Below are 26,917 nucleotides of genomic sequence, written 5' to 3'. Positions count from 1 at the left end.
GTGACGCAGGGCACAATTGGTCATATTTTCAATTGAGCATCTGGTGCCTGCCAAATCTCCTAGCCAAACCTGACGCCCTTGCCTATCTGGGGACCAGCGCACAAGATTCCTGCATGACTACTCTCACCGTGTCCGGCCGCGTGGCGCAGATTCTCAGCAGCTATCTCACTGATCTCTTCGGCGTCATGGGCAACGGAAACGTCTACTTCCTGGACGCCGCGGAAAAGCTGGGCCTCCGCTTCTCCGCCGTCCGCCATGAAGGCGCCGCCATCGCCGCGGCCGACGCCTACTACCGGACGTCGGGACGTCTCGCCGCGGGCACCACCACCTACGGCCCCGGCTACACCAATGCACTGACCGCCCTCGCCGAGTCGGTCCAGGCGCAGATCCCCGTCGTGCTGGTCACCGGGGACGCCCCCACCACCGGCGCCCGGCCCTGGGACGTGGACCAGGCGGCCATCGCCGCAGGCCTCGGCGCCGCCACGTTCACCGTCACCCGCGACGCCGCGGGTTCCATCACCCGGCAGGCGGTGGAGTACGCACTCACCAAGCGCACCGCCGTCGTGATTGCCATCCCCTACGACCTCGCGGCCCTCGAGGCTGCGGACGAGGAACTTCCGGCACCCCCGGCACGAACGGTGACTGACGACGTCGACGGCGGCCTTGGGCAGGTAGCCCGCCTGCTCGCCGGGGCGAAGCGGCCGCTGATCCTCGCCGGCCGCGGCGCGCACCTCGCCGGAGCCGCCCCGGAGCTCCGGGAGCTCGCCGACCGGCTCGGCGCCGTGACCGCCGGAACCGCCCTGGCGCTCAACCTCCTCGAAGGCGAGGGATACCTCGGCGTGGCGGGCGGCTTCGGCACGGACACCGCAGCCGGGATTATGGGTGAGGCCGATGTGGTCCTCGTGGCCGGGGCAAGCCTGAGCGCCTTCACCATGCGGTTCGGGCACCTGCTCGGCCCGGACAGCACCGTCATTCAGATCGACACCGCCCTGCAGCCGACGCACCCGCGGGTGGACACGTTCGTCAGCGCGGACGCGAAGTCCGCGGCCGGACACCTCCTGCGGACGCTTGAGGGCGCGGCCTCGCCGGACGCCGGCCGCGGCGGAGCGTGGCGCGCGGAAGCCCGCAAACGGCTGGCCGAAGGACCGGCCCACCACCCGGGCTCCGAGGAGACCGCGGACGGCCGGCTGGACCCGCGTTCCCTGGCCACCGCGTTGGAGGACGTGCTGCCGGAGCGCCGCACGGTGGTCCAGGACGGCGGGCACTTCCTCGGCTGGGCACCCATGTACTGGCGCATCCCGCGGCCGCAGGACCTGGTGATGGTGGGGACCGCCTACCAGACCATCGGGCTGGGCCTCGCCAGCGCCGTCGGGGCAGCCCGCGCGGTGGAGGCCGGCCGCACCCTGGTGCTGGCCTCCGGCGACGGCGGTTTCCTGATGGGCCTGTCCGACCTCGAATCGCTGATTGGCGCGGCGAGCAGCGCCGTCGTCGTGATCTACAACGATGCCGCCTATGGAGCCGAAATCCACCAGTACGGCTCCCAGGGCCTGACCGACAAGCCGATGCTGATCCCCGAGGTGGACTTCAGCGGCGTCGCTCGAGCGCTTGGTGCCGAATCGGCGATCATCCGCTCGCTGGCGGACCTTTCCGCGTTGCAGGACTGGATCGACGCCGGCGCGAAGGGAACCTTCGTGGCCGACTGCCGCATCACCTCCAGCGTCCGGGCCCCGTGGCTGAGCGAGTGGATGGAGGCCTCGCGGGCGGCGAAGGCGGCGGTGGCTGGCTAGTCAGCCCGGCGGGCCGGGAAGGAATCAGGCACGCCGGGCGGGTCCGCTTCCCGGCAGGAGTCTGCAGCCACCTCAGACACCTCGGCGGTTCCGTCCAGACCGCGGCGGCCCCGGAGGTTGGATGTCGGTCACCCAGCGTATGGTCGCGACCATGATCAGAGACGACGATGACCTGGACTTAATAATGATCCAAGAGGCGATCCTCCAAAAGGAGGAGGACATGAAGGCGTGGTGCCCGTCGAGCGGTGAGGACGTGGGCGAGATGATCGAGTTTCCCGGAAACGACGAGTGGTACATCAAGTGCCCGACGTGCGGCACGAGGTGGGCTGGCGGCAGCACTGTGCTGGCCGATCACAACAAACCCGATTACCGATGAACGCGGGGGCTCACCTCGGCTGACTCCGGCTCCTGGGTCCCTTCGGCTGGAACCCACGCGCCGCCGTCGTAGGCCTCTCCCGGGACCACGCCTATCGGCGGCCGCGAGAGCACACATGCGGCCCAACGGCGAGCCGTTCCAGGGTCCGGGACGGACACCGACTGGTACCTGCACCTCTTCTCCCCCGAGCAGCCGGACTGGAACTGGCGCAACCCCGCCGTCGGCGACTACTTCGACGGCGTGCTGCGCCTCTGGTTCGACAAGGGCGTGGACGGGCTCCGGATCGACGTCGCCCATGCCCTGTTCAAGGCCGACGGCCTGCCGGACTCGCCCTCCACCGGCGGGGTGGTGGACGGGCTGCGGTCCAACCCGCAGGTCTCGGACCAGGAGGAAGTCCACGAGGTGTACCGCCGCTGGCGGACCCTCGCGGAGAAGTATGAGCCGCACCGCCTGCTGGTAGGCGAGGTCAACCTGGAACCGGCCCGCGCCGCCCGCTACACCCGGGCCGATGAAATGCAGCAGGCCTTTGCCTTCGCGTTTGTGAAGCTCGGCTGGGATCCGGCGGCGTGGGCCGCCGCGGGGACCGAACTCGAAGCTGCCCGCCTGCTGCACGGCGCCACGCCGACGTGGGCGCTGGAGAACCACGACATCGTCCGGTCCGTCACCCGGTTTGGTGGTGGGAATGTTGGCGCCCTGCGGGCCAGGGCCGCTTTGGTGGCTTTGCCTGGCCCTGCGTATCTCTACCAGGGCCAGGAGCTCGCACTGCCTGAGGTCGACGTCCCGATGGAATCCCGGGTGGATCCGATGTGGGCCCGCGGCGGGGTCTCCCGCGACGGTGCCCGCGTCCCGCTGCCGTGGACGGAGGACGCGGCACTGAGCCACGGGTTCTCGCGGGCCGAAACTGTGGCCGTCAAGTCACCAACGCCGTGGCTGCCTATTCCGGCGGGATGGGGCACGCACGCGATCGAGCTCCAGCAGCAGGATCCGGCGTCGTCGCTTGCCTTGGTCACCAACGCGCTACGGCTGCGCCGGCTGCTGTGGAACAACGAGGTCTTCGGCCCGGACGACGGCGGCACCTGGCGCGTTGAGGCCGGGAACCTGCTGATCTGCGAACGCAGCGCGGACTTCTTCGTCGCCGTCGCGATGGGGAGCGAACCGGTGCAGCTGCCCACCGGTTCCGTGCTGCTCAGCGCCGCGCCCCTCACCGAGGACGGCTGGCTGCAGCCGAACGACGCGGCGTGGGTGCTGCGGGGCTGAAACTCGAGGCAGGCAAAAGGCCGTCCACGTTTCTTCAGGAACGTGGACGGCCCTTGCAAGCCAGCCAGTCAGTCCGGTCGCGTCAGGCCGGCGACACTCCTTACGGTTTCATTCTGATTCGGGACGTCCACGCTGAACCGTCCCAATACCTGAACGGCGCCACTTCCTGTGGGTCGGGATAGAAGCCGGGCACAAGTCCCCCCGCTTCGGGCTGAGCTAATTCCGGCTCATCGGAAATGTCGGCGTCCTCATCGAACGACAGATCGATGACGGCCGCCTGCAGGGCTGGCTTCGGGGCTGCCCGCTCGGCTGCCAACCGATCTCTAGCGGCTGCTTTTTCTGCCCGGACTCTCTCCGCTTCGGCGCGCTTCTCCTCCTTGGCACGCTCGGCCTCCTCGCGCTTTTGCTCCGCAGCGCGTGCCTTCTGCCGGATGGCATCGGATTTATCTTGTTCGATTTCCTGTTGGCGCCGCTGGATCCGGGCAAGCGCCTCGCGAAGGCCCGGGAGGCTGGAGTCTTCGGCCAGAATCTTCTCCAGGTCCGCCGTGGCGCGCGCGAATGCTCCCTCTGTCAGACTGATCTCGGAGCGCAGAGCCAAGGCCTGAAAGCGCAATCCGGTCCCGTACTTCTTGCTTGCCGTCAGCGGCTTGATGCATTCCTTGGCTGCGACGAGTTCACCCAGTGCCAGATGTGATTTGGCCCGGAAGATGGCAAGCATGGCTGTGATTTCGGAATCGACGCCGAAGCCGTTGGTGAGTCGAAGAACCTCATGCCAGTCTTCTAGTTCGACATAAAGGTCAGCCAGGCTCAACAAGGCGGGATAGCTCGGATCCAAAGCCTCGACGTAGTACACAGCGGTCCGGGTCTGACCCTGGATCTGCAGCCCTTCGGCAAGCGCGAGAGTCACGGCATCGTGCGAAAGTGGCAACTCCACTGAGACGCCGCCGGCGATACCGAGCGTCAGCCGGTAGCTGGAGAGATACTTCCGGGTGAATGCGTGCGATTCCACTTCTCCGTCCAGGGAGAGCGCGGCACGGAGATACTCGACAGCCCGGTCCGTCTGTCCGTGGATGAGGTGCCGCAGGCCCAGCAAAGCGTTTCCGAGCAATGCGTATTGCGGGTGTGCCAGCACGGTCTCCTCTAGGTTCAAGGCATCCGGCTGGGAGAGAAAGGCAAAAAGGGCCTTCTCCTCCTTCGGCGCGAACATCCCTGGCCGGACCGGCGCCTGCGCCGGAGCCGTCGTCGACGTTCTGGCAGTACCCGTCCTTGGCGAAGCTGGGACCTTTCTGGGCGAAATCTTGCGGCCGCCCACGTAGGTGCCGACTCCGTGAGTGGAGACCCGGACGCGCACTCCGGGCATCACCTTGAACGACGTGCTTTTTCTAAATCCCACTAGTCCCCCTTGGACATTGAAATGCTGCGCCGAAACTCTGAGGCTTCGGCTTCTTCCCTGAATTCGAGTGTTGTGGCCCCGACAATGCGTCGCACCGCTTCACGGACCTCGTGCGGAGTGGCGTAGAAGAACTCCCTGCGCAGGTTGACGCGATTGACGCGGCGATCCTCGAATTCGCGGTGCAGTTGCCCCTCCAGACCGGCGGCGTCGTCACTGAAGAATAGAACATGAACGTCGTAGAGGAACGGGACCCCCGCGCCGCTGAGTTCACGGATTCGCTCCGTTGGCTCAAGGCGGCGGGTCATGCCGATCTTCACAATCTGGTCGCCGAAGGCACCGAGATTCGAAATGACGTAGACGTAGCCGGCCTTGGCATTGGCTTCCCGGTTTTCGATATCACGAAGGTTGTGTTCGGCTTGTTCGAGCCGCGACTGCATCATGGCTATGGCCGAAGCATCCCCGCTACTGATCGCTATCTGCAGGGCCGCTTCATATTGGTCGCGTTCCTTTTCGAACTTTTCCCTGGCCTTTTGGAGCTCCCGCTCGACCTTTTCCAGTTCACGGAGTTCCTCGCGGATGGCCCTCTGAGTCTCCCGCTCTTCGGTGACCTTCAGGTGGTAGTCCGCTGTGAGCTGGATTTCGGCGAGACGGAGCTCGTGATACTCCCCTGTGATCTGAATGGCCATGCTGCGGCCCAGTTTTTGGATGGATTCTTTCGCCCGAGTCAGCCTTGCCATGGCCGGCTCAAGGTTGTGGCTGCGGACTGTCCGGATGCAGTTGTCGGCTTCGGCATTGTAGGCGCGCAGCATCAGCCGGCATTGCTCGCGAACCATCCGGGCACCGTCTTGCAGGCTCCCGTTAACTGCCCAGTTTGCAGCGCCCGTCACGCCCCGCTCCTTCGCGGTTTCTTTCACGTTGGCGCGCAACAGGTTCAGGCGATCCTTATATTCAACTGCGTCATCCAGCGGGTGCGCGAACTCGTAGATGCCTAGATCCTGGAGGAGCTTGATCTCCCGGGTTTCGATAATCGCTGATTCGAGTTCTCTCAGCACCGCCTCCTTTTCGCGTATCCGGTGTTCCAGGTCATGGAGGTCATTGATACGGTGGCTGTCAGGTTCCCGGCGTGGGTGATCGGGCGCGGGATCCGGTGAAACCTCACCGCCCAGCGCCACCCCATGCTGGTCGAGGAAGGATTCGAGACCACCCGTCCATCCTTGCGAGACGTTGCGGATCTTCCACTCGCCGTTCCTGCGGTAAATTTCGCCTATTACTGCCACATTCTCATTCGACAGATCCGCTGCCGGCACTTCGAAGGAAACGCCGGAAGGCGACTTTATGAACAGGCGCAGGTCTCCCAACTGGCCCAGGACCTGTTCCTGAGAATCCAAGCTGGCCGCTATTGCGATTCGCTGAACAACGGCAGGGATTTGGGCCAGCGAAATCGATGCTGAATGTTCTTGGCTGTCAGCCCGCGCAGATGTCCTGCCGAGGTATTCAACCGCGCCCTCGAGATATCGCGGCTGATTGTAGAAAACGACTGCCTCATTGGAAGGGACGCGCCCACCAGCGTCGACCATGACCAGGAAAAGGTCAACATCAGAATTAGAACTCAAAGACTGCCATTTAAGCTCAACTGACAGTCTTTCGCCGGTGTGTGCTGGCAGAGTCGAATTTCCACCTTTGGACAGGATTGAGTGCGGCATTTACAGACCATATAGCAACCGACTGACATCTCTTGCGTGGAGGTCCGCTCCCGCCGTGGCGCACCATCGACCGGAACTTAGGCAGCGGATTAGTCAGGAGATAGCCGACGACCCGCAGCCCACTAACCTCCGGGGTTACTTCTCGACCAGTTCCTCGCTACCGGCCTCAGACCCGCCCACCGACTGTTCGCCGCGCATTTTCCGTTTGATCAACCCTGCGACGCTCCCGCCGACCGAGCCCGCCGTGCCAGTGATGGCGCCGCCAACACCCTTGACCGCGGTGAGGGCCTGGGGCTCATCTGGGATCCCATCACCGTCGATGTTCACGCTCCGGAACGCGCGCGTTACCATGTCCGCTGCGGTTGCCACCACGGCGCCCGCTAACACAGCGCTCGTTGCGACGCCTTCTCCGACAGTGTTGGCCGTGCCGGCGATCCAGTTACCCGTCAACTTCGCGGCATCTTCCATGGCTGCAAGAGCTCGGTTCTGGTCCACGTCTCACTCTTCGGCGCCAGCCTCTACAGGAACGGCCAGATGTTCGGGGAACGTGTCTGGGGCATCGGCGAATGCTTCCCGGGCTGCGACGATGACACCGCGGCCGAACACGAAGCGGGCGACGCCAGAACCACGACTTCTCGCTGACTGAAGCTTTCACCGCGGACGACGGCGGCACCTGGCGCGTCGAAGCCGGGAACCTGCTGATCTGCGAACGCAGCGCGGACTTCTTCGTCGCCGTCGCGATGGGGAGCGAACCGGTCAGGCTGCCGGCTGGATCCGTACTGCTCAGCGCCGCGCCGCTGGCCGAGGACGGCTGGCTGCAGCCCAACAACGCCGCCTGGGTGCTGCGCGGCTGACGCTAGCGTGGCCAAGGGCTGCCACTACCCGCCGCACAGGCTACGTCGGCACCCAAGACCCGGTGCCGCCGTCGTGCTAAGCACTGCGGGGTCCCTCAGTTTATCATCGCGCCCTGGGCGCCGCCCATAAGATGAGGCATGGACTTTGCGGATACGCTCTGGACGGTTTTGGGGGCCGGGCTGGTTCTGCTGATGCTCGTCGACGTCTTTCGTACGCTCCTTTATCCCCACGGCTCCGGTCCCGTGGGCCGGGCGATCATGCGCGGATTCTGGCTGGTATCCAGAAAACTGCGCGGCCGGGGCTCCTTCATCGCAGCACCGTTGGCCATGGCGGCTGTCATTGGCGCCTGGGCGGGCCTCGCGGCCATAGGCTGGGCCCTGCTGTACTTGCCGCATCTGCAGTCCGGCTTTATTCATGGACCCGGGGTGCCGCAGCACGGCGACTTCGCCGAAGCGCTCTACATCTCCCTGGTCACGCTTTCCACGGCGGGGTTCGGCGAAATCGTGCCGGCGCATCCGCTGCTCAGGCTGGTCGTGGCCCTCCAGGCCGTCACCGGTTTCGGTTTGCTGACAGCAACAGTCACCTGGATCCTGCAGATGTACCCGGCCCTAAACCGCCGCCGGGCCCTTGCCCACGAGCTTAACTTGTTCAGGGAGGCTGCGGGTCCTGCCGGTGTGCTGGCCGTGGAACCCACGCATGCTGCCGGGCTGCTGGAGTCAATGGCCGGAAACGTATCTCTAGTGAGCATCGATCTGCTTGCGTTCCATGAAACCTACTATTTCCGTGAAATCGAGCAGCGCGGCTCCTTGCCGGCCACAGTCGCCTATGCCCAGGAGCTGGCATCCGAAGCCCAGCGCAGCGACAACCCTGAGCTCCAGTTCGCCGGCCGGATGCTCCGCGCGGCGCTGGACGGACTCGCGGACGTCCTCCGCGGCAAGTTCGGCCATTCAGGAACCACCTCTTCTGAAGTGTTCGACAGCTACGAGCTGCACCACCGGCATCTGCGGGGCGGGAACTAGAGACGAACCAGCGAGCGGGTAGCGCCCTGCAGCCCCGACGCCTGGCTCACGGTCGGCCGACCCGTCATCCCAACCTCCGGGGCCTCGACAATGCAGTCTCTCTTAGCCAGCTGAATCCGACTCCCGCCTTGGTCGCGGAAGCCGGATCACTTCGCCTTTGCTTCGGGCAGCAGCGTTGCCCTGCGTCGTTGATCGGAGCCAGACTCCGGCCTACGCGCGCTGGGCGATGTTGATGATGTTGCCCTCGCTATCCAGGAACCAGGCTGCCTTCCCCCAGGATCCCGTCGCGATGCCGTTCTCCGTCTTCAGCCCGGGAAAATCGTAGTCTTCGAAGACGACACCGCGGCCTCGCAGTTCCTCCATCTCGCCTTCGAGATTGTCCGTTTCCCAGCCCATCTGGGTGTTCTTGGCCGACCCGGCATTATCCGTCGGGTAAACGAGGAAGCGGGTTCCTTGACCGCAGCTGTACCTAATGCTGCCGTCCTCCATGGATTCGTCGGGTTCGATTCCCAGCTTGTCCCGGTAGAACGCCTTCGCCCTGTTGATGTCCTTCGCGGGGAGGACAGCAACGATGTTTGAATCCTTGAGCATGATGATTCCCTTCAGTGCGTTGATGAGCGCAGGGATGGCGTTGCCCACCCCGGTTTCGGTCTCCGGAATCCTTGTCCGGAGACCGTGACTGCCCCTTGCGCCCAGCCGGGGCGGCCACCTGGGACCCTTGAACGCCGCGCCACCCCGTCCACCAGCGCGAGGAGTCCCCGAAGTTTATGTGGCCATTATGGACCGCTTTGGTCCTTCGGAAAATGGGTGGCTGGCACCCGGCCAACGTCCTGAGCGCAGGGCCGCCGTGCCGGCCGCGCCGCTTCCGTCAGCACGCCCGATGCTCCCCCAGGCGACCGGGAAACCGTCGTCGACCTTGCACCGCAACGGATGGACCGAGTCGTTCGATAACTTGCAGGCGGTATTAGGTAGTCGCACCTGACAACGCCGTCTGCTGCTGCGCTGCTGGGCCAAGCGTGGCAGAGTGCTGCCATGGCAGCTTTCAGTCAGTCCGATGACCTCCGCGGCGCAGAATTCACCGACGTGAACCTGCGCGGAGCCCGGTTCGTCCGCTCCGACCTGTCCGGCGCCGTGCTGCGCGGGGTGGACGTGGCCGGGGCGGAGATCGATGCGCCGTGGCTCTTCGATGGCGTAGACGCCCTGCTGGTCAACGGCGTCGACGTCGTCCCGCTTGTCGAGGCCGAACTGAACCGCCGCTTTCCCGGCCGCGCCGAAAGACGCGCAGCTGACCCCGACGGTCTTCGTGCGTCGTGGACGGTGCTGGAGCGAACCTGGGCGGCCACGCTGGAGCGGGCCGCGGCCATGCCGACGGGCACGGTGGATATCTCGGTGGATGGTGAGTGGTCCTTCGCCCAGACACTCCGGCATCTGGTGATGGCCACCGACACGTGGCTTCGCAAGGCAATCCTGGAAATCGATCAGCCCTATCACCGGCTCGGTCAGCCGAACGTGGAATACGCATCCGACGGCTACGACACCTCGGTCTTCACCCCGGACGCACCCTCCTACCAGCAGGTGCTGGAGGTGCGCGCCGGCCGGCAGGCCATGGTGCGCAACTACCTCGCCGCGCTCACCCAGGAGCAGCTGTCCGGGGCCCGCACGAACCCCTGGGCCCCCGGGCAAGCCGAGACGGTACTCGCCTGCCTGCATACGATCTTCGCCGAGGAATGGGAGCACCTCCGCTACGCCGTCCGTGACCTGGACGTGATCGAGGCGGCGATTCCCACCCCAGCCCCCGCGAACGGCAGAATGGAACCATGACCCTCACAACGTTCGCGCTCATCCGTCATGGCCAGACCGACTGGAATGCGCAGCGCCGGCTGCAGGGAGCCACCGACATTCCGCTCAACGACGTCGGCCGCGGCCAGGCCCGGGACGCCGTCGCCGTGGTGTCCGGCTATAAGTGGGATGCGGTGGTGTCCTCGCCGCTGAGCCGGGCCGCGGAAACCGCGGAGCTGATCGCCGGCGGGCTGGGGCTCGCCGTCGACCGCCATGTTCCCGAACTCGCCGAGCGCAGCTTCGGCGACGCTGAGGGCCTGCAGGACGGGCCCGAACTGGAGGCCCTGCGCATCCCCGGTGGATTCCGTGGCGCCGAGACTGAGGACCAGGCGGCAAGGCGCGGACTCCTGGCGCTGGAAACCCTGGCCGAGGAATTCCGCGGCGGGCGCATCCTGGTAGTCGCCCACGGCACACTGATCCGGCTGAGCCTGAACCGTGCGATCGGACGCCAGCTGGAGCGCATCAACAACGCCGCGCTGAACCTGGCCCACCACCACCCGGCCGACGGCTGGCAGCTCGAATACCTCAACGGCGCACCGGTGACGGCCGCGGCGCTGAGCTGAGCTCCGCACCGCCGGCGGCCGGCACCGGCGACGAACTGTTCACCCGCGGTCCAGTCCCCCGAGGACACCAGTCCATGTTCCTTCCCTAAGGTTGTCGGGTCGCCGGCGCAGCGCCGGCACCCAGGAGGAACCACCACCATGCGCACAGTCCTGACTGCCGCGGCCGCCGCCGCACTCATCGCCTCCCTGGCGAGCCCCGCCGTCGCCGCTCCAGCCGCGACTTCACCGGCTGAAGCTGCCTCCGCGCCGACATCGAACGCTGCCGGAACCGGCACATCCGAGACGAAAACGAACGAGCGCAACGGGTCCTTTGACCTCCAGGCACACCGCGGAGGCCGCGGCGAGTGGACCGAGGAATCCCTGGCTGCCTTCGCCAACTCGCTGGCGCTGGGCGTGACCACCCTGGAACTGGACACCCACCTCACCAGCGACGGCAAGATCATCGTCTGGCACGACGACACCATCCAGGCAGACAAGTGCCAGGACACCGCCCCGGCCACGCCGGGCGACGCCGGCTTCCCGTATGTCGGCGACCGGGTTGCCGAACTGTCGCTCGCCCAGATCAAAACACTTGACTGCGGGTTCACCCAGCTCAAAGGGTTCCCCGAACAGGACGTGGTCGAGGGCAACCGGATCGCCGAACTCAAGGACGTGTTTGGGCTGGTCCGCGACGCCAACGCCAAAAAGGTCCGCTTCAACATCGAGACCAAGGTGGAGGACGGGAAGTCCGGCGGCGCGGGCATGGTGGCCCTGACCAAGGCCGTGGTCGCGGAGATCCAGGCCTCCGGCATGGCGGAGCGAAGCACCGTGCAGTCATTCGACTGGTCCTCGCTGAACCTGACCAAAAAAATCGCCCCGGAACTGCCGCTGGTTGCCCTCTCCAGCGGCGACGCCTGGCTTGAGGTCGGCCGGCCCGGCGCCAGCCCCAATCTCGGCGGCATCGACATCGACAGCTACGGCGGATCCCTCGCCCAGGCCGCCGCGGCCCAGGGCTACAACGCCATCTCCCCCGCGTTCCGTTCCGTCACCCCCGGAATGATCACGGAGGCCCACGGTCTCGGACTGCCGGTCATCCCCTGGACGGTCAACACCACTGCTGATATCAACCGGCTGATGGACCTCGGCGTCGACGGCATCATCAGCGACTACCCCACCCGGCTGCGCACCGTCATGGAAGAGCGCGGAACGAAGCTCCCGAAGGCCTACTCGCCGAAGCTCTAGCGGAACTACAACGGCGGCGGCCGGCCGCATCCCGGGGCCGCCCGCGTCCCGGGGCTGGCCGCATCCCGGCGGTCGCCCGCGTAAGCAAAGCGGGCGTCTAAGCGTCATTGGCGCTAAGTTTGAGGGATCCCGGCACTTCGCGAGCGCGACGTTCGTTCGTTAGGTGACCAGCCCCCCGCCGACCACACCGGCCGACACAAAAATGAGGCACCATGCAAGTCCCCGCCATTGTTTGGATATTCACGATCATCGGAATAGTGGGCCTGCTGGCCTTCGACTTCTTCTTCCACGTACGCAAGGCCCACACCCCCACCCTCAGGGAGTCGGCCATCTGGTCATCGATCTACGTCAGCATCGCCCTGCTGTTCGGCGTTGGTGTTCTGGTTTTCGGCGGTGCCACCATGGGCACGGAGTACTTCGCCGGTTACGTCACGGAGAAGGCCCTCTCGGTCGATAATCTCTTCGTCTTCCTCATCATTATGGCCAGTTTCCGGGTGCCCCGCGCCGATCAGCAGAAGGTGCTGCTGTTCGGGATCGTCTTCTCGCTGATTGCGCGCACGGCGTTCATCTTCCTCGGCGCCGCCCTGATCAACAGCTTCTCCTGGGTGTTCTACATCTTCGGCCTTATCCTGCTGCTCACGGCCGGCAACCTGCTGCGGCCGGATTCGCACGATGACGACTCCGACGGGCTGATCGTCCGTCTGGCCAAGAAATTCCTGCCCGCGTCCTCGCACTACGACGGCGACAAAATGTTCACGCTCGTCAACGGCAAACGCGTCCTCACCCCGATGCTCCTGGTGATGGTGGCCATCGGCGGGACGGATATCCTGTTTGCGCTTGACTCGATCCCGGCCATCTTTGGCCTGACCCAGAACGTCTATATTGTCTTTACCGCCACCGCGTTCTCGCTGATGGGGCTGCGCCAGCTGTTCTTCCTGATCGACGGGCTGCTGGACCGGCTGATCTACCTCTCGTACGGCCTCGCCGCCGTCCTGGGCTTCATCGGCGTCAAACTCGTCCTGCACGCCCTCCACGAGAACAACCTGCCGTTTATCAACGACGGCGAACACGTCAGCGTCCTCGAGGTCAGCACCGGCGCCTCTCTGCTGGTCATCCTCGGAGTCCTCACCGTCACCATCCTGGCCTCCATCTTCAGCCCCAAGGGCAAGGCCAAGAACGCGGTCTCCGGCGCCAAACGGCACGCCACTGACTACCTGGACCTCAGCTACGAAACCGACATCGCGGAACGGGACGCGATCTTCACCAAGATGGTCAGCGAAGAAGAGCAACTGCGGACGCTGCCGGAGAAGTACAAGCGGCTCATCCACCATGAAACCGAGTTCCTGGATCTCCTCCACCGCGCCCATGCCGAGCACGACAAGGCCCTGGAACGGAACGCCCGCGGCTAAACCCAGCAGCCGGTGCGGTGCGGGCAAAAGGCCGCTAGGACAGCCGGCGGGACAATAGCGTCGGCTGTCCGTGCCTGCTGCGGGTCTTTGAGGCGTACATATCGGCATCGGCCCGGCGCAGCAACTCCTCCGCCGATTCGGTGTCTCCCTGGCTGATCGCCACGCCGATGGCAAGTCCCACCTGCAGTTCGGCCCCGTCGACCAAAACGGGCGGTGCCAGCGAATCCAGTACCCGCAACGCCACTCGTTCCACATCGTCGACGGTGGCCGGACCGGCGACCAGCACCACGAATTCGTCGCCGCTGTAGCGCGCGGCCGTGTCGACGCCGCGGATCGCTCCGGCCAGCCGCGCGGCAACCTGGCAGAGAACCTGGTCACCGGCGGCGTGGCCCATTGAGTCATTGACGGTCTTGAAGCCGTTGACGTCGCAGAACAGCAGGCCTACCTCCCCGCCGCCGTGCATTGCGGCCGCCAGGGCCATCCCCAGCCGGTCATCGAACAACGCCCGGTTCGGCAGTCCGGTCAGCGAATCATGCATCGCCGCGTACCGTGCTTCCGCCAGCAGCCGTGCCCGGTCCGCCTCGGCGGCCTCGAGCTTACGCATCGCCGCCGCGAGTTCACGCTCGTAGAGCCGGCGTTCCGGGGCGCTGAAGAGGACGATGCGGTCCAGCTCGGGCGCATTCGCCGCCGTGCGGGAGCGCGCAGCAGCCAGAAGTACCGGCAGCCGGGTGCCGTTGGCGCCAATGATCTGGACGGAGAGTTCGGTCAGCACCCCGGTGGCGTCCAACTCCGGCATCGCGTGGGTCAGGTACATAATCCGGTCACCGGCCGGCATCAGCCGCAGCACACTGGAGCCCACCAGCTCGGCGCGGGATTTGCCGGTCCAGTCGCAGAGCGTCCGGTTCGCCTCCACAATGGTCCCGTCCGGCAGGGTCAGCAGATACCCGGCCGGCGCAGCATGGAACAGCGCCACGAAATCCGTGCGGCCTGCCGGCTGGGGCTCCGGCGCGGCGTTCACGTGCCGCTCTGCAGGTAGCCGAGGATGGCGGCCGCTGTCTCCTCGGGCGCGCTGGCCTGCGGGAAGTGGCCCTTGGCGGCCAGGGTTTTGAGTGTGCCTTGCGGCAGCCGTTCGAGCAGGTACTCACCGATGTGCGCCGGGGTCACCACGTCGTCAGTGGTCTGCAGGATCAGGACCGGGATCCCGACGTCGGCCAGCCGGTGCCGGACGTCGGACAGGAACGCCACCCGGGCGAAGTCACGGCCCACCGCGGGGGTGATCCGGCCGAAGCTGCCCCGGATTTCGGCACCGAGTTCGGCGGCTTCCGGATTGTTCAAAAACACCGGAGCCATCGAGTTGGCCCAGACCAGGTAATTGGCGTCGAGGGATTCAAACAGTTCATCGAGCTCGTCGCTGGTGAAGCCGCCGGTGTACCCGTCGTCGGGGTGATCCAGGTAGCTGGGCGACGCCGTCAGCAGCACCAGCCGGCTCAGCCGCGGGCCCCCGTTCTCGTTCGCGGCGGTGGCCTCGCGGGCGGCGGCCTCGATGGCCATCATGGAGCCCACACTGTGGCCCACGAGGGTCACCTCGCGCAGGTCCAGTTCCGTGCAGATGTTCAGCAGGTCCGTGACGTAGGGGCCGATGCTGGAGTACTTCCCGGCATCATAGGCGCCTTTGTCAGACCCGCCGGATCCCATGTGGTCAAAAAGCACCACCCGGTAGGTGTCCGTGAAATAGGGCAGGACCTTTCCCCACATCTTTTGATCGGTGCCAAATCCGTGGGCGAACATCAGTACCGGACCCTGCTCGGGTCCGGTGATCTGGACGTTGCTGCGTGCTGAAACCGTCATGGCCCGGTGGTGCCGCCTGTCTGATGGGAAGGGAGGTCCGGATCACCCCAGTCGCCGGGCCAAGTTAGCCGGATGCTTCGATGCGAAGTACGGCCCTCGAAAATGCTAGCCCTTGGAAGGAGCGTTCGTTGCATTCTCCGGATTGATGCCCCGAGGTTCGGAGCGCTCATTGCTGCGCCGGATCCAGTCCGAAACGTAGACCTTCGGCAGGATCTTAGCCACCGCCAAGGCCACGTACATCACGGTGTTGATGGCCACAAACGCCGCCAAGGCCGCGAAGGCATCGCTTTCGAGCAGTGCATGCGGCAGCAGGATGCCCGCCGGGACCGTCAGGTGGATGTTGATCATGGGTGGCTCCCCGGGGTGGTGGGCATGGCGGCGGTTCTTGCTGCGGCGGACGACGCCGGGTGCTGCACGTGCTTCCATGCAGCCTGCCGCCCCACGGACAGATCGATGACACCCTTGACGTAGACGAAGTTCAGGTACATATCAAAGATCAGTTCCGGGAAGATCAGCACCGCCAGCAGCCTTCCACGCCAGCCGGCCCGCCACACCGTCACCACACGTTCTACGGTGAAAATCGCCCCCAGGCCCAGCCAGAAGGGAAACCAGACCCACTCGTCCAGGGCAAGCAGCATCAGCATTATCAACAGCAGGTAGGACCCCAGGGCGATCACACCATAGCCAATACCGAGCTGCTGCGCCCAATACCGCATGGTCTGCGGCGTGATCCCGTAGGCCCCGAGGTTCTCCAAGGCGCCGCGCTGCCAGCGCAGCCGCTGCGCCCAGAGGGTGCGCCACGTGGGCATCAGCTCGGTGACCACAGTGCATTCCTGCGGTGAAATCATCAGTCCGCCGAGCGACTTCAGCGCAATCGTCAGCTCGTTGTCCTCTGTCAGTGCCGCCGTGTCATAGACGTCCCCGTGCTTACCGGGCAGGGACAACCCGCGGCCTTGCGCCACCGCCCGCAGCGCCGCCGGGCGGAATACCGAGGCGGTGCCGGTCAAAACAAACACCCGGCCCCGCCGCCGTCGCATGTCCCGGGCGTAACGGACGTATTCATTGCGCTGGAACTGGCCCAGCATGCCGTGGCCTTCCTCACCGTAGAAGAGGCCGCCCACGGCCATCAGGGCCCGGTCCTGGCTGAGCCGGCGGACCGCGGATTCCAGGAATCCGTCGTCGAGCTGGGTGTCGGCGTCCATAATCATCACAACGTCGTTGTCCCCCAGCCCGGGCAGGACCTGGCTCAGCACCTGGTTCAGCGCGCCGCCCTTTTTGTGGGTGTTCCCCACTGTTTCGAAGACTTCGACGCCGGCAGCCCGGCAGGCAGCCACGGATCCGTCGGTGCAGTTGTCCGCAACAACGATGATCTTTTCGGGCGGGTGCGACTGGTCCATCAGTGACGCCAGGGTCAGCGGCAGCGAGGCTTCCTCGTTGTGGGCGGGGATAAGTACGGTGACCGTGACCGGTCCGGCGTAGACTCCGCGCGTCGCCGCCATAATGACTTTGGGCGCCAAGGGTTTGGTGTTGATGTTCAGCGAGCGGCGGCTGCGGTTACCGATCCGTTGCTCCAGCAGTGCCACCCCGGCCGCGAGGGCCAGGGCGACGGCGATCGCGGCGGTAATCACCCGCGGCGCCGGGGCTTCGGTGGCGTAGAGCACTTTCCAGAGCCCGAAGACGAGCCCTTCAACCGGCGCCTCGGAGGACATGGCGCCGCCCGCTGACACCAACGTCAGGAGCGCGGCAGCCGCCGCAACAACGGACCCCGCGATCAGCAGGCCGGCGGAGCGGGAACTGCTCCCGCCGGCTTCCGGGGACCGGCGCTTGCGGGGCCTCCGGTCGCGGTCACGGGGTTCACGGTTTTTTGTCATGTTTGGCTCCAGCCACCTAAACAGTCAATCTCCAACAGGATCAGCGTCCCGGCAGACCCAGCTGCTGCCTAAACCGTTCGGTGCCATCGGCTCCGGCGGATGGTGCGTACGCCGTGTTGTTACGCCACCGTGACATCCAACCACCACCGCCGGTCAGCTTGTCGATTGTTGTCATCCTACCGGCGAAGGTTGTCATCTGCCGCAGTATTTCCGCGTATTTCCGTCACGTTCACCCCGGTAAGGTTCGTTCCCGCCACAACAGCGAGACGGCAAACACCACCGCACCCAGGCCCAGCATCACAAAGACCATCAGTCCCCAGTTAGCCTGGTTCACCCCGGTGCCGTAAAAGACGCCGATCAGCACGGTAGCCATGATCGCCCCGAGGTACCGGCAGGTCTGGAATATCCCCGCAGCCACCCCCCGCTCCTCTGCCCGGGTGGACACATACATGCCCTGGCTCGAAGCGATGCCGACCACCCCGTAGGGCACACCCAGCAGTGCTGTCAGGGCCAGGACCAGCGGGATGGCGAACGAGCCGGTCAGCAGCCACATCATCCCCGACGCTGTCACCAGGAGCACAACGCCGGCAATCAGCACACGCTTGACCCCAAAGCGGTCAATCGCGCGGACGGCGACGGGTGTGACCACCACCGACATCGCCGCCAGCGGCAGCATCAGCAGGCCTACCATTCCGGGGCTGTACCCCCCGGCTTCCTGCAACAGCTGAGGCAAGCCAAAGAAGGCGAAGTAGTAGACGCCGCTGAACAGGGCAAACCCCAGGTAAACGAGCAGCAGCGGGCGGTTGCGTCCCAACAAGCGCAAATCCAGGAACGGGGTGGCAAAGCGCAGCTCCCGCCAGACGAACAGCACTGCTAGGCCGGTGCCGGCGGCAAGCAGCCACCAGCGGTGGTCCGGCAGCACGTTCAGCAGCGCCATCATCACCAGGACCATGGAGCCGACGAAGGCCAGGACGCCGGGGACGTCCGAGTCCCGCAGCAGCTCGACGGCCCGGCCGCTCTCGCGTTCCCCGTCCGGCGGAGCAAACCGCCGGACCAGGAGGATCGCCGCGACGGCCAACGGAACGTTGATCAGGAAAAGTGCCTGCCAGCCCACAAAACCCACCAAAAGACCGCCCACCACCGGTCCGACAGCAGCCGCCGAGGTATTCGCCATCTGGATGCGGCCCAGCGGCCGGGTCGACTTCACGTGCGCCTGACGGGCCAATGCCCCCACCATCACCACGGCGCTCGGGTAGGCCGTCGCCGTGCCAAGGGCCATAACGGCCCTGGCAACACAAAGCAGGGCGAAATTCGGGGCAAAGGGAGCCAGTGCGCAGGTCACCGCCACCAGCGCCATGCCCAGCAGGAAAAGCCGGCGCGGACCGAAACGGTCGGCAAGACGGCCCATCAGCGGCTGGCCGGCCGCGGAGGTGAGGTAGAACGCGGTAATCACCCAGGTGACGGTGGCGACGTCGAGCGCGAAATCCGCACGCAGCACCACCAGGGCGACGGCGATCATCGAGGAGTTCAGCGGGTTCAGTGCAGTACCCAGGCTCAAGCCTGCGACGGCCAGGCCGGTCCGGGGAGAGTTGCTCACGGCAACAGTCTGTCCTACCGCGTGCGGTGCCGGAACTCCGTGACGCGTCAGAGGACCTTGGACAGGAACGCCTTGGTCCGGTCATGCTGCGGATCGCTTAGGATCTGACGCGGTGGCCCGGCTTCGACCACCACACCTTCGTCCATAAAGACCAGCGTGTCTGCCACCTCGCGGGCGAACCCCATCTCATGGGTCACCACGATCATGGTCATGCCGGTCCTGGCCAGTTCCTTCATCACGTCGAGCACCTCGCCCACCAGTTCCGGATCCAGGGCACTTGTCGGTTCGTCGAAGAGCATCAGCTTGGGGTCCATGGCCAGCGCACGGGCGATGGCCACACGCTGCTGCTGGCCACCGGACAGGTGCGCCGGATAGGCGTCCGCCCTGTCGCCAAGCCCCACCCGGTCCAGCAGCTCCCTGGCCCGCTCGGTGGCCTTGGACTTGGACAAGCCCTTCACCCGAATGGGGGCCAGGGTGATGTTCTCCACGGCGGTCAGGTGGGGGAAAAGGTTAAAGCGCTGGAACACCATTCCGATTTCCTGGCGTTGGAAGGCTGCCTCCTTGAGCTTGAGTTCGTAGAGCTTGTCCCCCTTTTGCCGGTAGCCAACCAGTTGTCCGTCCACTGACAGCCGGCCGCCGTCCACCCGCTCCAGGTGGTTGATGCAGCGCAGGAACGTCGACTTGCCGGACCCGCTGGGGCCCACAATGCACAGCACCTCGCCGGGATCGACCGCCAGGCTGATCCCGCGCAGCACCTTGTTGGTGCCGAAATTCTTGGAGACCCGCTCCGCCAGGACCATGGGCATGTCCGTCATCCTTTTCCGCCAAAGTCCGTGCCGAGCGGTGCGCCCGGTATACCGGGGACCGCCGTCGGTGCCGGTTCCGGCGTCGACGGTCCCTTGCCCGTTTTCAGCCGACCGGTGCCGCGGGAGAACCTCTTTTCAATGAAGTGCTGGCCCACCATCAAAACGGAAGTGAAGAGCAAGTACCAGAGGGAGGCCACAATCAGCAGCGGCACTGGTGTGAAGGTCACCGCGGAAATACCGCGCGACACCCCGTAGAGGTCAATGCTCAACGGGATCGCCGCCACCAGTGAAGTGGTTTTGAGCATCGAAATCACCTCGTTGCCGGTGGGCGGAATGATGATCTTCATCGCCTGCGGAACCACCACAAACCGCATCGTCTGCCCCCAGGACATCGCCAGCGCCGTCGAGGCTTCCGCCTGCCCCTCGTCCACTGAGAGCAGCCCGGCGCGCACAATCTCGGACATGTAGGCGGCCTCGTTGAGTGCCAGTCCGATCACGGCGGTGATAAAGAGGTTGGTGAAGATCTCGTTGGGGATGGTGACCCACGGTTCCGTAAACGGAATACCCAGTGTGAACACCGGATAGATCAAGGACACGATGCCCCAGAAGACCAGCTGCACGTATACCGGGGTCCCCCGGAAAATCCAGATGTACAGCCAGGCAATACTCTTCAGCACGGGGTTTGGTGAGAGCCGCATGATGGCCAGCAACAAGCCGATGACGATCGCGCCGATCATGGCATAAACGGTCAGCCACAAGGTCACCCAGGCTGCCTGGCTGATCCGGCGGTCAAAGATGAATTTGCCGACGTCGGGCCAGCCATAGTCCGAGCGTTGGGCGGCGTCCAGGACAAAGACCGCCAGGCCCAGGACCAGGAGCACCGCCACCAGGATCCGCCAGGGATGGCGCAGCGGGATTGCGACGATCTCCTCCGGCGGCGCTCCGCCGTCGTCGGTTCGGGTTCTGCCGGCCCGCGGCGTCCTGCCCGGTTCCGTTTGCCCGCCGGGCTCCGCCTCAACCATCCGGCCGGGTTCCGGTTCGCTCATGTGCTATCACCCTTTGGCTGCCACGTTGAGTGCCGCCGTCTTGATTCCGCCGGCTTCCACTCCCCACTTGGACAGGATCTTGTTGTACGAGCCGTCATCGATCAACGACTGGAGGGCCTTTTGCAGGACCGGCGTAAATTCGCTGCCCTGTGCCACGGGTATGCCGTAGGGTGCCACCTCGAAGGCGGTGCCCGCGGTCTGCAGCTTGTCCTTGGTCTTGGAGATCGCGTAGAGAGTCACTGGTGAATCGGCGCTCATGGCGTCGACCTGACCGACCACCAGGGCGTTGGTCGCCTGGTCCTGCGCGTCGTATTTGAAGATGGTGATGGCCGGCTTTCCGGCGTCGGTGCAGGCCTTGGACTTGGCGGGCACTTCGTGGGTGTCCTCGTAGGTGGTGGCCTGGACAGCAACCTTGAGCCCGCAGGCGTCGTTAGGGTCGACCGTTTTGCCCTTCGGGGCCGCCCACTGGATTCCGGCGGAGTAGTAGTTCACAAAATCCACCTGCTTTTCGCGTTCCAGCGTGTCAGTAAAGGAGGACATGCCCATGTCATCTTTTCCCGCGCGGACGGCGGGAAGGATGTTGTCGAAGGTGCCGATATCAAAGTTGACCTTTAAGCCCATCACCTTCCCCAGGGCGTTGGTGAGGTCCACTGACCAGCCGGCCGGCGCCCCGTTGTCGTCCTTGAATTCGTTGGGCGGGTAATTGTTTGCCATGCCGACATTAAGCACGCCTGCGCTCTTGATTTTCTCCGGGAGCATCGCTGCAATCGTGTCACTCTTTTTCACGTCGATTGCGTCCGCGGTTCCGGAGGCCCCGCCGGTGGCGGCGGGTTCACTGTTGTTAACGCAGCCGGAAAGCGAGAGCGCCGTGGCTACGGTGAGGACGGGGAGTAGGTAACGGGTGCGCATGGTTTCCTTAGCTGTTCAGAGATTCTCTAAACTCCCGCAATCCTGCGGGAGCGTGCTGTCTGCCTGCTTATTCAGAATTCATATGTGCGAGGTGGTTGACGCCGTGGTTTCCAGGATTCCTCCGGACTGACGGATATCCCGAAGAATTTCCCCGCCCCGAGCCTTCAACTCGGGAATACTGGAAACGCCTACTAACGTCATCGTACGCCGCAGTTCGTCACCGAAGATCTCGATAATGCGCCCAACACCCGGCGAGCCCGCCGCGACCAGGCCATACAGGTATGCCCTGCCGATCGAACAGGCATCGGCGCCGAGGGCCAGCGCCTTGAGGACATCGCTGCCGCGCCGGACACCGGAGTCCACGTAGATTTCGATCGAGTCGCCCACCCGTTGCCGGGATTCCTGCAGCACATCCATGGGACTCAGCATGTGGTCCAACTGGCGGCCGCCGTGGTTGCTTAACTGGACGGCGTCCAGGCCAATCCGGGCAGCCTTGTCCACGTCGGCCGGGTTGACGCACCCCTTCAGCACGATTTTGCCGTGCCATCCCTGGCGCAGGGCCACCAGTTCCTTCCACCCGCTGGTGGCGTCCGAGTGGCCCAAAATGTGTTGCCACATGGACGGGGTGACGACGGACGTGGCCGCAGGACTGCGCGGATCCAGGTTGGGGAAACTGATGCCGTCCGACTTCAGGAAGTTGATCCACCAGGACGGCCGCCGGGCGATGTCAGCGATGGCGGAAAGGGTCAGTGCGGGCGGGGCGGTGAAGCCGTTGTGCAGGTCCCGCTCGCGGGATCCCAGCGCCCGTGTGTCGACGCCGACAATCAGTGTGGTGAATCCCGCGGCCTCGCAGCGCGCGAGTTTGTTCTTTAAGGCCTGGGCGTCGGAGGTCAGCCCGAAGTTGAACCAGCGGTCAAGGTCCGGGTGGCGTTCCGCGATCGATTCCATCGGCACGGTGCTGAGTCCGGCCAGCCCATAGGGGATCTGTGCCCGTTCCGCGGCCGCGGCGACGGCGAGTTCGCCTTCGGGATGGAACAGCCGGGTTGCGCCGGTGGGAGTCAGCGTCAGGGGCAGCGTGCTGGCTTTCCCGAGCAGGTTCGTGCTGGTATCGGGCCCGGAGACCGGGCCCCAGCTTGGCATCAGTGCCCAGGAATCGAAGACGGCGCGGTTGCGCCGCAGCGTCACCTCGTCCTCAGAGCCGCCGTCGAGGTAGTCGAAGATCCCGGCAGGCAAAACTTTCCGTGCGGCCTTCCGGTATTCCTCGACGTTGTAGGCGTTGGCCAGCACCCGGCGTCGGCGTGAGAAGACGGGGGCCTTCACCTGGATAAGCTGCCTGGCGTCGCTGATCTTCAAGAAGGGCCTTTCCTGTCGCTGTCCTGCGTTATGGTTCAGCGTAGAAAGCCCATTCCTGTGCCACTATGGAGATTCCGACAAATTTAGGGAATCTTCATTAGTAGCAACTACCAAACGACTTGGTTGGTGCCGGCGTGACCCCGGCACCGGCAGGACAGGGGTACTCGCTGCCTACCCTGGCGGACGTCGCCCGCTCGGCGGGTTCGGAAATTGTCAGCCTCGTCGAAATGCCGGCTGACGACCGGCAGATCGTGGCGGGCTCCGTGCTTTACGACTCGACGGCTGTTCCTGCCAGGTACCCGGGCGCTGTTGCGTTGGCCATCGGGCTCTCCCTGTCAGGGAAACGGCTCGGCGTGAAGGTCCGGGAACTCAGCGACGCCGGGTACGTGGCCATTGTCTACAAGTCCAACGGCAGCTCCGACGCAGCGCTGCGCGCCGCCGCGCGTGAGGCGGGTCTGGCACTGTTCCGGGCCGCAGATGCGGTGCCGTGGAATCAGCTCGCCGAGATCATGGACGCCGCCGTCGTCCCGCACCGCCAGTCCGGACACACGCTGGTAGACATCCGGCCCGGAGACCTGTTCGACTTGGCCAACACGGTAGCAGCCCAAACCGGCGGTGCAATCGCGGTCGCTGATCCGGACCAGACGATCCTGGCGTATTCGACGCTGCCGGACCAGCCCATTGATGAGACGCGCAGGAGTTCGATCCTCCGGCTTCATGTGCCGCATTCGGTTGAAACCGACAAGGACTACCGCCGCGTCCATGCCGCCACCGATGCGCTGGAGGTGGCGACGTCGGATCCCCTGCTCCGGCGTACGGCCATTTCCATCCGGGCCGGCGGCTCCGTCCTGGGCTCGCTGTGGCTGCTGGAACGGGCGGAACACCACACCGAGGATGCGAACCGGATCCTGCGTGAAGCAGCCAACGTTGCCGCGCTCCACATCCTGCACAAGCGCACCACCTATGTCTCGAACCTGACCCGCCAGATAGATTTGGTCCAGCCGCTGCTGTTTGAACCGCAACGCGCCGAGCTGGCGGCCATCAGGCTCGGGATCTCCGCGCCGTCCGTCCGGGTGGCGGCGCTGGGCGCCTGGCCGGCCGGCGGCACGGCGTCCGAAACCCTGCAATCCCGGCTCCGGCTCTTCGACGCCATCCGAACCGCCTGCGCCATCCGACTGCCCTCGGCCGTCTGCGGGTTCTCGGACAACATCGTTTACATCGTCCTGCCGCAGAGCACGGAATCGTCCCGGCAGTTTCAACGCACAGCACTTTTGAAGATTGTGCAGAATGCCCGGCGGCTCCTCGCCCGGCCGGTCCTGGCCGCACTGGGCGGGGCTGCCACAATCAATCGGCTCGGCGAGTCCCGGGTCAACGCCGAGCTGGTCCTGGCCGAGCTGGCGCGCAACGTCGCCGAAGGACGCATCGCCGCCGATTCCGACGACGTCGTCTCCGACGATGAATCGCTCGGCGCGTCCTTGCAGCTGCGCCAGATCGTTACCTCGCTGACGGCGGCCGGCCAGCTGCCCGGCGCGCACGCACTCCGGATCGCGGACTACGACGAACAGCACAAGAAGTCCTTCGAAGAAACCATTTACGCCTACCTGCGTTGCAGTGGCAACGCCGTGGAAGCCGCGAAGACCCTGGCGGTGCACGTCAATACGGTCCGCTACCGCTTGTCCCGGGTGGAAGAACTCTTCGGCCTCGACCTGGACGACCCCGAGACGCGCCTCCTGCTCTGGCTTCAACTCTGGGGAAGGCGCAACTAGGGCGTGTCTCCTTTTTGGCGTAGCCAGATGACGACGGCGTAGAGGACAACACCGGCACTGCCGTCAGGTTTTGATTTTCGCGACCGTCATCAGGATCGCCGAGTCCTCTTCCGCTTCCAGGCTGTGCAGCCCGTCCGGCACTATCAGCAAATCCCCGCTCTTGCCCTGCCAGGACTCCTCGCCGGCCCGCAGCCGCACGCAGCCACGGAGCACAAAGACCGTCGCTTCGCCCGGATTCCGGTGCTCGCTGAGCTGCGTCCCGGCCCGAAACGCCATCACCGTCTGGCGCAGGGTCTTTTCGTGTCCGCCAAATGCGGTGTCGGCAGCCCGCCCGCTGGGAGCCGCCACCGCGGCCGCAATTTGCTGCCGGGCCAGCGCATCAAGGGATATCTTCTGCATGGGGCCACCCTACCGAGAATCGTGCGCGCTGCCGAGGGTCCTTTGCCCCATCCCGGCCAGAAGCAGCCGCGGGGATGGGGAGCTCCCGGGTCAGTACACCACCCGGAAATCGCTGAACCCACCCGTGGCCCGGGAGACCACTTCGTCCACGCTCGCCACCCGTCCCGGGGCTGCCGGCGAGCGCAGCCAGCGCCGGAACTCCAGTACCGCCGGCTGGGGTCCCTCCGCGGCGATACCGACGGAGCCGTCGTCGTTATTGGTGACCGTTCCGGTCAGCCCCAGCTCCGCAGCCTTGCGCACCGTCCCATAGCGGAAGCCAACAGCCTGGACGACGCCGTCCACCCGCGCAGTCAGCCGGACCCATTCACCGGAATCGCCCTTCGGAAGCTCAGCCATGTTCCTAAATGTAGCGCCCGGCATAAAGTGCCCGATATAGAGCGCCCGGGGCGGAACCGCCGCCAGGGACGAATGTTTGTCCACATCGGGACCTAAGCCCCTTACCTTCCCGGCGCCCGGTCGCAAGGATAGTCAAGTGCGCTGCGTGGACCTGTCGAGACAACGGCATGGCGCCTTGATGTGCCTTACCCTCCCGCAGCCCTGCATGGCCCGAAAGGACAATAACGATGGCAGGACAATTCGAAATTTTCACGGACGCTGAAGCGAACGTCCGTTTCCGGCTGATCGGCGCCGACGGCACGGTGTTGGCGATTTCCAGGCCCTTTGAGGACAAGCAGTCCGCCGCGGAAGGCATTATGGCGGTGCGCGAATGCGCGGGAACGGGCTTGATCAAGGAAGCCCGTCCCAACGCCTGGGGCGGCACAGGCAGCACCAGGCCAGGACTGCCGACGCCCGCCCATCGCCGGCACCGGCACGCCCCCGCCGTCTAAGCGGCGCAACGACACATCGCCGGGCCGCAAGCCCGGCACCATCGGGAGCCACAATGGCCGAAGCTAGGGTCCACATCAGCGGCTTCCGGATGGACTTCGGCGACACCACAGTGGTTCGCGACTTGTCCTTTGACGTGGAAGCCGGCGAGACATTCGGTTTCCTCGGCAGCAACGGTTCCGGCAAAACCACCACCATCCGGGCCCTGCTCGGCATCTACGAGCCCACCGCCGGCACCCTCCACATCAACGGCCGGGACTTCAAACCGGAGCACGGCGACCGGTTGGGTTACCTTCCCGAAGAGCGCGGGCTGTATAAAAAGGAAAAGGTCATCGACATCATGACCTATTTTGGCCGGCTCAAAGGTATGGAGCGGCGCGCCGCGAAGCAGTGGTCGCTCGAGTACCTGGACCGGGTGGCGTTGGCGGACCGGGCCTCCACAGTGCTGGACAAGCTCTCCAGCGGGCAGCAGCAAAAGGTCCAGCTCGGCGTCACCATCATGAACAAGCCGGAGCTGCTGATCCTGGACGAACCCACCAAGGGCTTCGATCCGGTCAACCGGCGACTGCTGATGGACATCATCGAGGAACAGAAACTCGCCGGTGCCACGGTGGTGATGGTGACCCACCAAATGGAAGAAGTGGAGCGGCTCTGCGACCGGGTCATCCTGCTCAAGGACGGTACCGCCGAAGCCTACGGCACCATCGATGAGGTGCAGAACAAGTACGGCGGCCGCATCATCCGGATCCGGCACGGCGGGACCATCCCGCCTTCGCCGCACTACAAGGTGATGCTGCACCAGACCAACTATGCGGAGCTCTCCATCACCGATGCCAGCGACGAGGCCAGCATCCTTAAGGACCTGGTCTACGCCGGCGTCAGCGTGCGGAGCTTCACCACCACCAAGATTTCCCTCGAGGACATCTTCATCCGGGTCTACGGCGACCAGAACACGGCGGCCGCTTCCGGGGCAGCCGGAACCGCGCCGTCGCGGAAGCGGGAAGGAACGTAACCG

26 protein-coding genes are annotated in these 26,917 nt (G+C 65.2%); 11 read left to right on the top strand and 15 right to left on the bottom strand.

What is annotated here, in order from left to right:
- The first annotated feature begins 113 nt into the window (after positions 1 to 113).
- The 3 genes from QK287_RS11710 (at position 114) to QK287_RS11700 (ending at position 3,420) form a co-directional block, all read left to right on the top strand.
- Positions 114 to 1,787: a thiamine pyrophosphate-binding protein gene (locus tag QK287_RS11710; RefSeq protein WP_282360156.1), complete on the top strand. Its 1,674-nt coding sequence runs from the start codon at positions 114 to 116 to the stop codon at positions 1,785 to 1,787.
- A gap of 151 nt (positions 1,788 to 1,938) precedes the next feature.
- Entirely contained in the window at positions 1,939 to 2,163 is a 225-nt protein-coding gene (locus QK287_RS11705) for a hypothetical protein (RefSeq protein WP_226774082.1), read from the top strand.
- A gap of 93 nt (positions 2,164 to 2,256) precedes the next feature.
- A complete protein-coding gene (locus QK287_RS11700; RefSeq protein ID WP_282360199.1) occupies positions 2,257 to 3,420 on the top strand; it encodes an alpha-amylase family glycosyl hydrolase in 1,164 nt (387 codons plus the stop codon).
- A 100-nt stretch (positions 3,421 to 3,520) separates the two neighbouring features.
- Here the strand turns inward: QK287_RS11700 and QK287_RS11695 are convergent, their stop codons facing one another.
- The 3 genes from QK287_RS11695 to QK287_RS11685 all read right to left on the bottom strand — a co-directional run bounded on the left by QK287_RS11695 (position 3,521) and on the right by QK287_RS11685 (position 7,011).
- Positions 3,521 to 4,813: a DUF2510 domain-containing protein gene (locus QK287_RS11695; RefSeq protein ID WP_282360155.1), complete on the bottom strand. Its 1,293-nt coding sequence runs from the start codon at positions 4,811 to 4,813 to the stop codon at positions 3,521 to 3,523.
- A complete protein-coding gene (locus QK287_RS11690) occupies positions 4,813 to 6,516 on the bottom strand; it encodes a DUF4041 domain-containing protein (protein WP_282360154.1) in 1,704 nt (567 codons plus the stop codon). Before QK287_RS11690 ends, QK287_RS11695 begins: the two co-directional genes overlap by 1 nt.
- Before the next feature lie 135 nt (positions 6,517 to 6,651).
- Positions 6,652 to 7,011 (bottom strand): hypothetical protein, encoded by a 360-nt coding sequence (locus QK287_RS11685; RefSeq protein ID WP_282360152.1) that lies wholly within the window; start codon positions 7,009 to 7,011, stop codon positions 6,652 to 6,654.
- A 497-nt stretch (positions 7,012 to 7,508) separates the two neighbouring features.
- Here QK287_RS11685 and QK287_RS11680 point away from each other — a divergent pair, with 497 nt between their 5' ends.
- On the top strand, positions 7,509 to 8,390 hold the full coding sequence (locus QK287_RS11680) for a potassium channel family protein (protein ID WP_282360151.1): 882 nt from the start codon (positions 7,509 to 7,511) through the stop codon (positions 8,388 to 8,390).
- A gap of 210 nt (positions 8,391 to 8,600) precedes the next feature.
- On the opposite strand, the gene QK287_RS11675 is transcribed toward QK287_RS11680, so the two are convergent.
- Positions 8,601 to 8,981, bottom strand: a complete 381-nt coding sequence (locus QK287_RS11675) for a VOC family protein (protein ID WP_282360150.1) — start codon at positions 8,979 to 8,981, stop codon at positions 8,601 to 8,603.
- Between the two features lie 441 nt (positions 8,982 to 9,422).
- On the opposite strand from QK287_RS11675, the gene QK287_RS11670 reads away from it, so the two are divergent.
- The 4 genes from QK287_RS11670 (at position 9,423) to QK287_RS11655 (ending at position 13,422) form a co-directional block, all read left to right on the top strand.
- Positions 9,423 to 10,211, top strand: a complete 789-nt coding sequence (locus QK287_RS11670) for a DinB family protein (protein ID WP_282360149.1) — start codon at positions 9,423 to 9,425, stop codon at positions 10,209 to 10,211.
- Positions 10,208 to 10,792: a histidine phosphatase family protein gene (locus QK287_RS11665; RefSeq protein WP_282360148.1), complete on the top strand. Its 585-nt coding sequence runs from the start codon at positions 10,208 to 10,210 to the stop codon at positions 10,790 to 10,792. The genes QK287_RS11670 and QK287_RS11665 overlap by 4 nt, the downstream gene beginning before the upstream one ends.
- A gap of 138 nt (positions 10,793 to 10,930) precedes the next feature.
- A complete protein-coding gene (locus QK287_RS11660) occupies positions 10,931 to 12,013 on the top strand; it encodes a glycerophosphodiester phosphodiesterase family protein (RefSeq protein WP_282360147.1) in 1,083 nt (360 codons plus the stop codon).
- 212 nt (positions 12,014 to 12,225) lie between these two features.
- Complete coding sequence (locus tag QK287_RS11655) at positions 12,226 to 13,422, top strand: TerC family protein (protein ID WP_282360145.1); 1,197 nt, start codon at positions 12,226 to 12,228, stop codon at positions 13,420 to 13,422.
- A 34-nt stretch (positions 13,423 to 13,456) separates the two neighbouring features.
- Here the strand turns inward: QK287_RS11655 and QK287_RS11650 are convergent, their stop codons facing one another.
- From QK287_RS11650 to QK287_RS11610, 9 genes are all read right to left on the bottom strand, one after another.
- Positions 13,457 to 14,440, bottom strand: a complete 984-nt coding sequence (locus tag QK287_RS11650) for a sensor domain-containing diguanylate cyclase (protein WP_282360144.1) — start codon at positions 14,438 to 14,440, stop codon at positions 13,457 to 13,459.
- On the bottom strand, positions 14,437 to 15,270 hold the full coding sequence (locus tag QK287_RS11645; RefSeq protein WP_282360143.1) for an alpha/beta hydrolase: 834 nt from the start codon (positions 15,268 to 15,270) through the stop codon (positions 14,437 to 14,439). Before QK287_RS11645 ends, QK287_RS11650 begins: the two co-directional genes overlap by 4 nt.
- A gap of 105 nt (positions 15,271 to 15,375) precedes the next feature.
- Positions 15,376 to 15,618, bottom strand: coding sequence for a hypothetical protein (locus QK287_RS11640; RefSeq protein WP_282360141.1), 243 nt, complete (start codon positions 15,616 to 15,618; stop codon positions 15,376 to 15,378).
- A complete protein-coding gene (locus QK287_RS11635) occupies positions 15,615 to 17,141 on the bottom strand; it encodes a glycosyltransferase family 2 protein (RefSeq protein WP_282360140.1) in 1,527 nt (508 codons plus the stop codon). Before QK287_RS11635 ends, QK287_RS11640 begins: the two co-directional genes overlap by 4 nt.
- Before the next feature lie 229 nt (positions 17,142 to 17,370).
- Positions 17,371 to 18,738, bottom strand: coding sequence for an MFS transporter (locus QK287_RS11630; protein WP_282360138.1), 1,368 nt, complete (start codon positions 18,736 to 18,738; stop codon positions 17,371 to 17,373).
- Between the two features lie 47 nt (positions 18,739 to 18,785).
- Entirely contained in the window at positions 18,786 to 19,553 is a 768-nt protein-coding gene (locus QK287_RS11625) for an amino acid ABC transporter ATP-binding protein (RefSeq protein WP_282360136.1), read from the bottom strand.
- Complete coding sequence (locus QK287_RS11620) at positions 19,550 to 20,590, bottom strand: amino acid ABC transporter permease (protein ID WP_226774094.1); 1,041 nt, start codon at positions 20,588 to 20,590, stop codon at positions 19,550 to 19,552. The genes QK287_RS11625 and QK287_RS11620 overlap by 4 nt, the downstream gene beginning before the upstream one ends.
- 6 nt (positions 20,591 to 20,596) lie before the next feature.
- Positions 20,597 to 21,499: an ABC transporter substrate-binding protein gene (locus tag QK287_RS11615; protein ID WP_226774095.1), complete on the bottom strand. Its 903-nt coding sequence runs from the start codon at positions 21,497 to 21,499 to the stop codon at positions 20,597 to 20,599.
- Positions 21,500 to 21,577: 78 nt separating this feature from the next.
- Entirely contained in the window at positions 21,578 to 22,852 is a 1,275-nt protein-coding gene (locus QK287_RS11610) for an alpha-hydroxy acid oxidase (protein ID WP_282360134.1), read from the bottom strand.
- Between the two features lie 134 nt (positions 22,853 to 22,986).
- Between QK287_RS11610 and QK287_RS11605 the strand changes: the two genes are divergently transcribed.
- A complete protein-coding gene (locus QK287_RS11605; protein ID WP_282360132.1) occupies positions 22,987 to 24,618 on the top strand; it encodes a PucR family transcriptional regulator in 1,632 nt (543 codons plus the stop codon).
- 63 nt (positions 24,619 to 24,681) lie between these two features.
- Here QK287_RS11605 and QK287_RS11600 read toward each other — a convergent pair whose 3' ends face one another.
- Entirely contained in the window at positions 24,682 to 25,017 is a 336-nt protein-coding gene (locus tag QK287_RS11600; RefSeq protein WP_226774098.1) for a cupin domain-containing protein, read from the bottom strand.
- A 90-nt stretch (positions 25,018 to 25,107) separates the two neighbouring features.
- Positions 25,108 to 25,413, bottom strand: coding sequence for an acylphosphatase (locus QK287_RS11595; protein WP_226774099.1), 306 nt, complete (start codon positions 25,411 to 25,413; stop codon positions 25,108 to 25,110).
- A 227-nt stretch (positions 25,414 to 25,640) separates the two neighbouring features.
- Between QK287_RS11595 and QK287_RS11590 the strand changes: the two genes are divergently transcribed.
- Together QK287_RS11590 and QK287_RS11585 are read left to right on the top strand one after the other, a co-directional pair.
- Positions 25,641 to 25,904, top strand: a complete 264-nt coding sequence (locus QK287_RS11590) for a YegP family protein (RefSeq protein WP_282360130.1) — start codon at positions 25,641 to 25,643, stop codon at positions 25,902 to 25,904.
- A 53-nt stretch (positions 25,905 to 25,957) separates the two neighbouring features.
- On the top strand, positions 25,958 to 26,914 hold the full coding sequence (locus QK287_RS11585) for an ATP-binding cassette domain-containing protein (RefSeq protein ID WP_282360129.1): 957 nt from the start codon (positions 25,958 to 25,960) through the stop codon (positions 26,912 to 26,914).
- Positions 26,915 to 26,917: the final 3 nt, after the last annotated feature.

Source organism: Arthrobacter sp. AL05, assembly GCF_029960715.1.
Lineage (GTDB): Bacteria > Actinomycetota > Actinomycetes > Actinomycetales > Micrococcaceae > Arthrobacter.
This window is presented reverse-complemented; position numbering and strand designations above follow the sequence as displayed.

Bases quoted from the DNA above. Each gene is read 5' to 3' on its own strand.
- QK287_RS11710 (WP_282360156.1), top strand. From the start codon at position 114: ATGACTACTCTCACCGTGTCCGGCCGCGTGGCGCAGATTCTCAGCAGC.
- QK287_RS11705 (WP_226774082.1), top strand. From the start codon at position 1,939: ATGATCAGAGACGACGATGACCTGGACTTAATAATGATCCAAGAGGCG.
- QK287_RS11690 (WP_282360154.1), bottom strand. From the start codon at position 6,516: ATGCCGCACTCAATCCTGTCCAAAGGTGGAAATTCGACTCTGCCAGCA.
- QK287_RS11680 (WP_282360151.1), top strand. From the start codon at position 7,509: ATGGACTTTGCGGATACGCTCTGGACGGTTTTGGGGGCCGGGCTGGTT.
- QK287_RS11675 (WP_282360150.1), bottom strand. From the start codon at position 8,981: ATGCTCAAGGATTCAAACATCGTTGCTGTCCTCCCCGCGAAGGACATC.
- QK287_RS11670 (WP_282360149.1), top strand. From the start codon at position 9,423: ATGGCAGCTTTCAGTCAGTCCGATGACCTCCGCGGCGCAGAATTCACC.
- QK287_RS11665 (WP_282360148.1), top strand. From the start codon at position 10,208: ATGACCCTCACAACGTTCGCGCTCATCCGTCATGGCCAGACCGACTGG.
- QK287_RS11660 (WP_282360147.1), top strand. From the start codon at position 10,931: ATGCGCACAGTCCTGACTGCCGCGGCCGCCGCCGCACTCATCGCCTCC.
- QK287_RS11655 (WP_282360145.1), top strand. From the start codon at position 12,226: ATGCAAGTCCCCGCCATTGTTTGGATATTCACGATCATCGGAATAGTG.
- QK287_RS11645 (WP_282360143.1), bottom strand. From the start codon at position 15,270: ATGACGGTTTCAGCACGCAGCAACGTCCAGATCACCGGACCCGAGCAG.
- QK287_RS11640 (WP_282360141.1), bottom strand. From the start codon at position 15,618: ATGATCAACATCCACCTGACGGTCCCGGCGGGCATCCTGCTGCCGCAT.
- QK287_RS11635 (WP_282360140.1), bottom strand. From the start codon at position 17,141: ATGACAAAAAACCGTGAACCCCGTGACCGCGACCGGAGGCCCCGCAAG.
- QK287_RS11625 (WP_282360136.1), bottom strand. From the start codon at position 19,553: ATGACGGACATGCCCATGGTCCTGGCGGAGCGGGTCTCCAAGAATTTC.
- QK287_RS11620 (WP_226774094.1), bottom strand. From the start codon at position 20,590: ATGAGCGAACCGGAACCCGGCCGGATGGTTGAGGCGGAGCCCGGCGGG.
- QK287_RS11615 (WP_226774095.1), bottom strand. From the start codon at position 21,499: ATGCGCACCCGTTACCTACTCCCCGTCCTCACCGTAGCCACGGCGCTC.
- QK287_RS11600 (WP_226774098.1), bottom strand. From the start codon at position 25,017: ATGCAGAAGATATCCCTTGATGCGCTGGCCCGGCAGCAAATTGCGGCC.
- QK287_RS11595 (WP_226774099.1), bottom strand. From the start codon at position 25,413: ATGGCTGAGCTTCCGAAGGGCGATTCCGGTGAATGGGTCCGGCTGACT.
- QK287_RS11590 (WP_282360130.1), top strand. From the start codon at position 25,641: ATGGCAGGACAATTCGAAATTTTCACGGACGCTGAAGCGAACGTCCGT.
- QK287_RS11585 (WP_282360129.1), top strand. From the start codon at position 25,958: ATGGCCGAAGCTAGGGTCCACATCAGCGGCTTCCGGATGGACTTCGGC.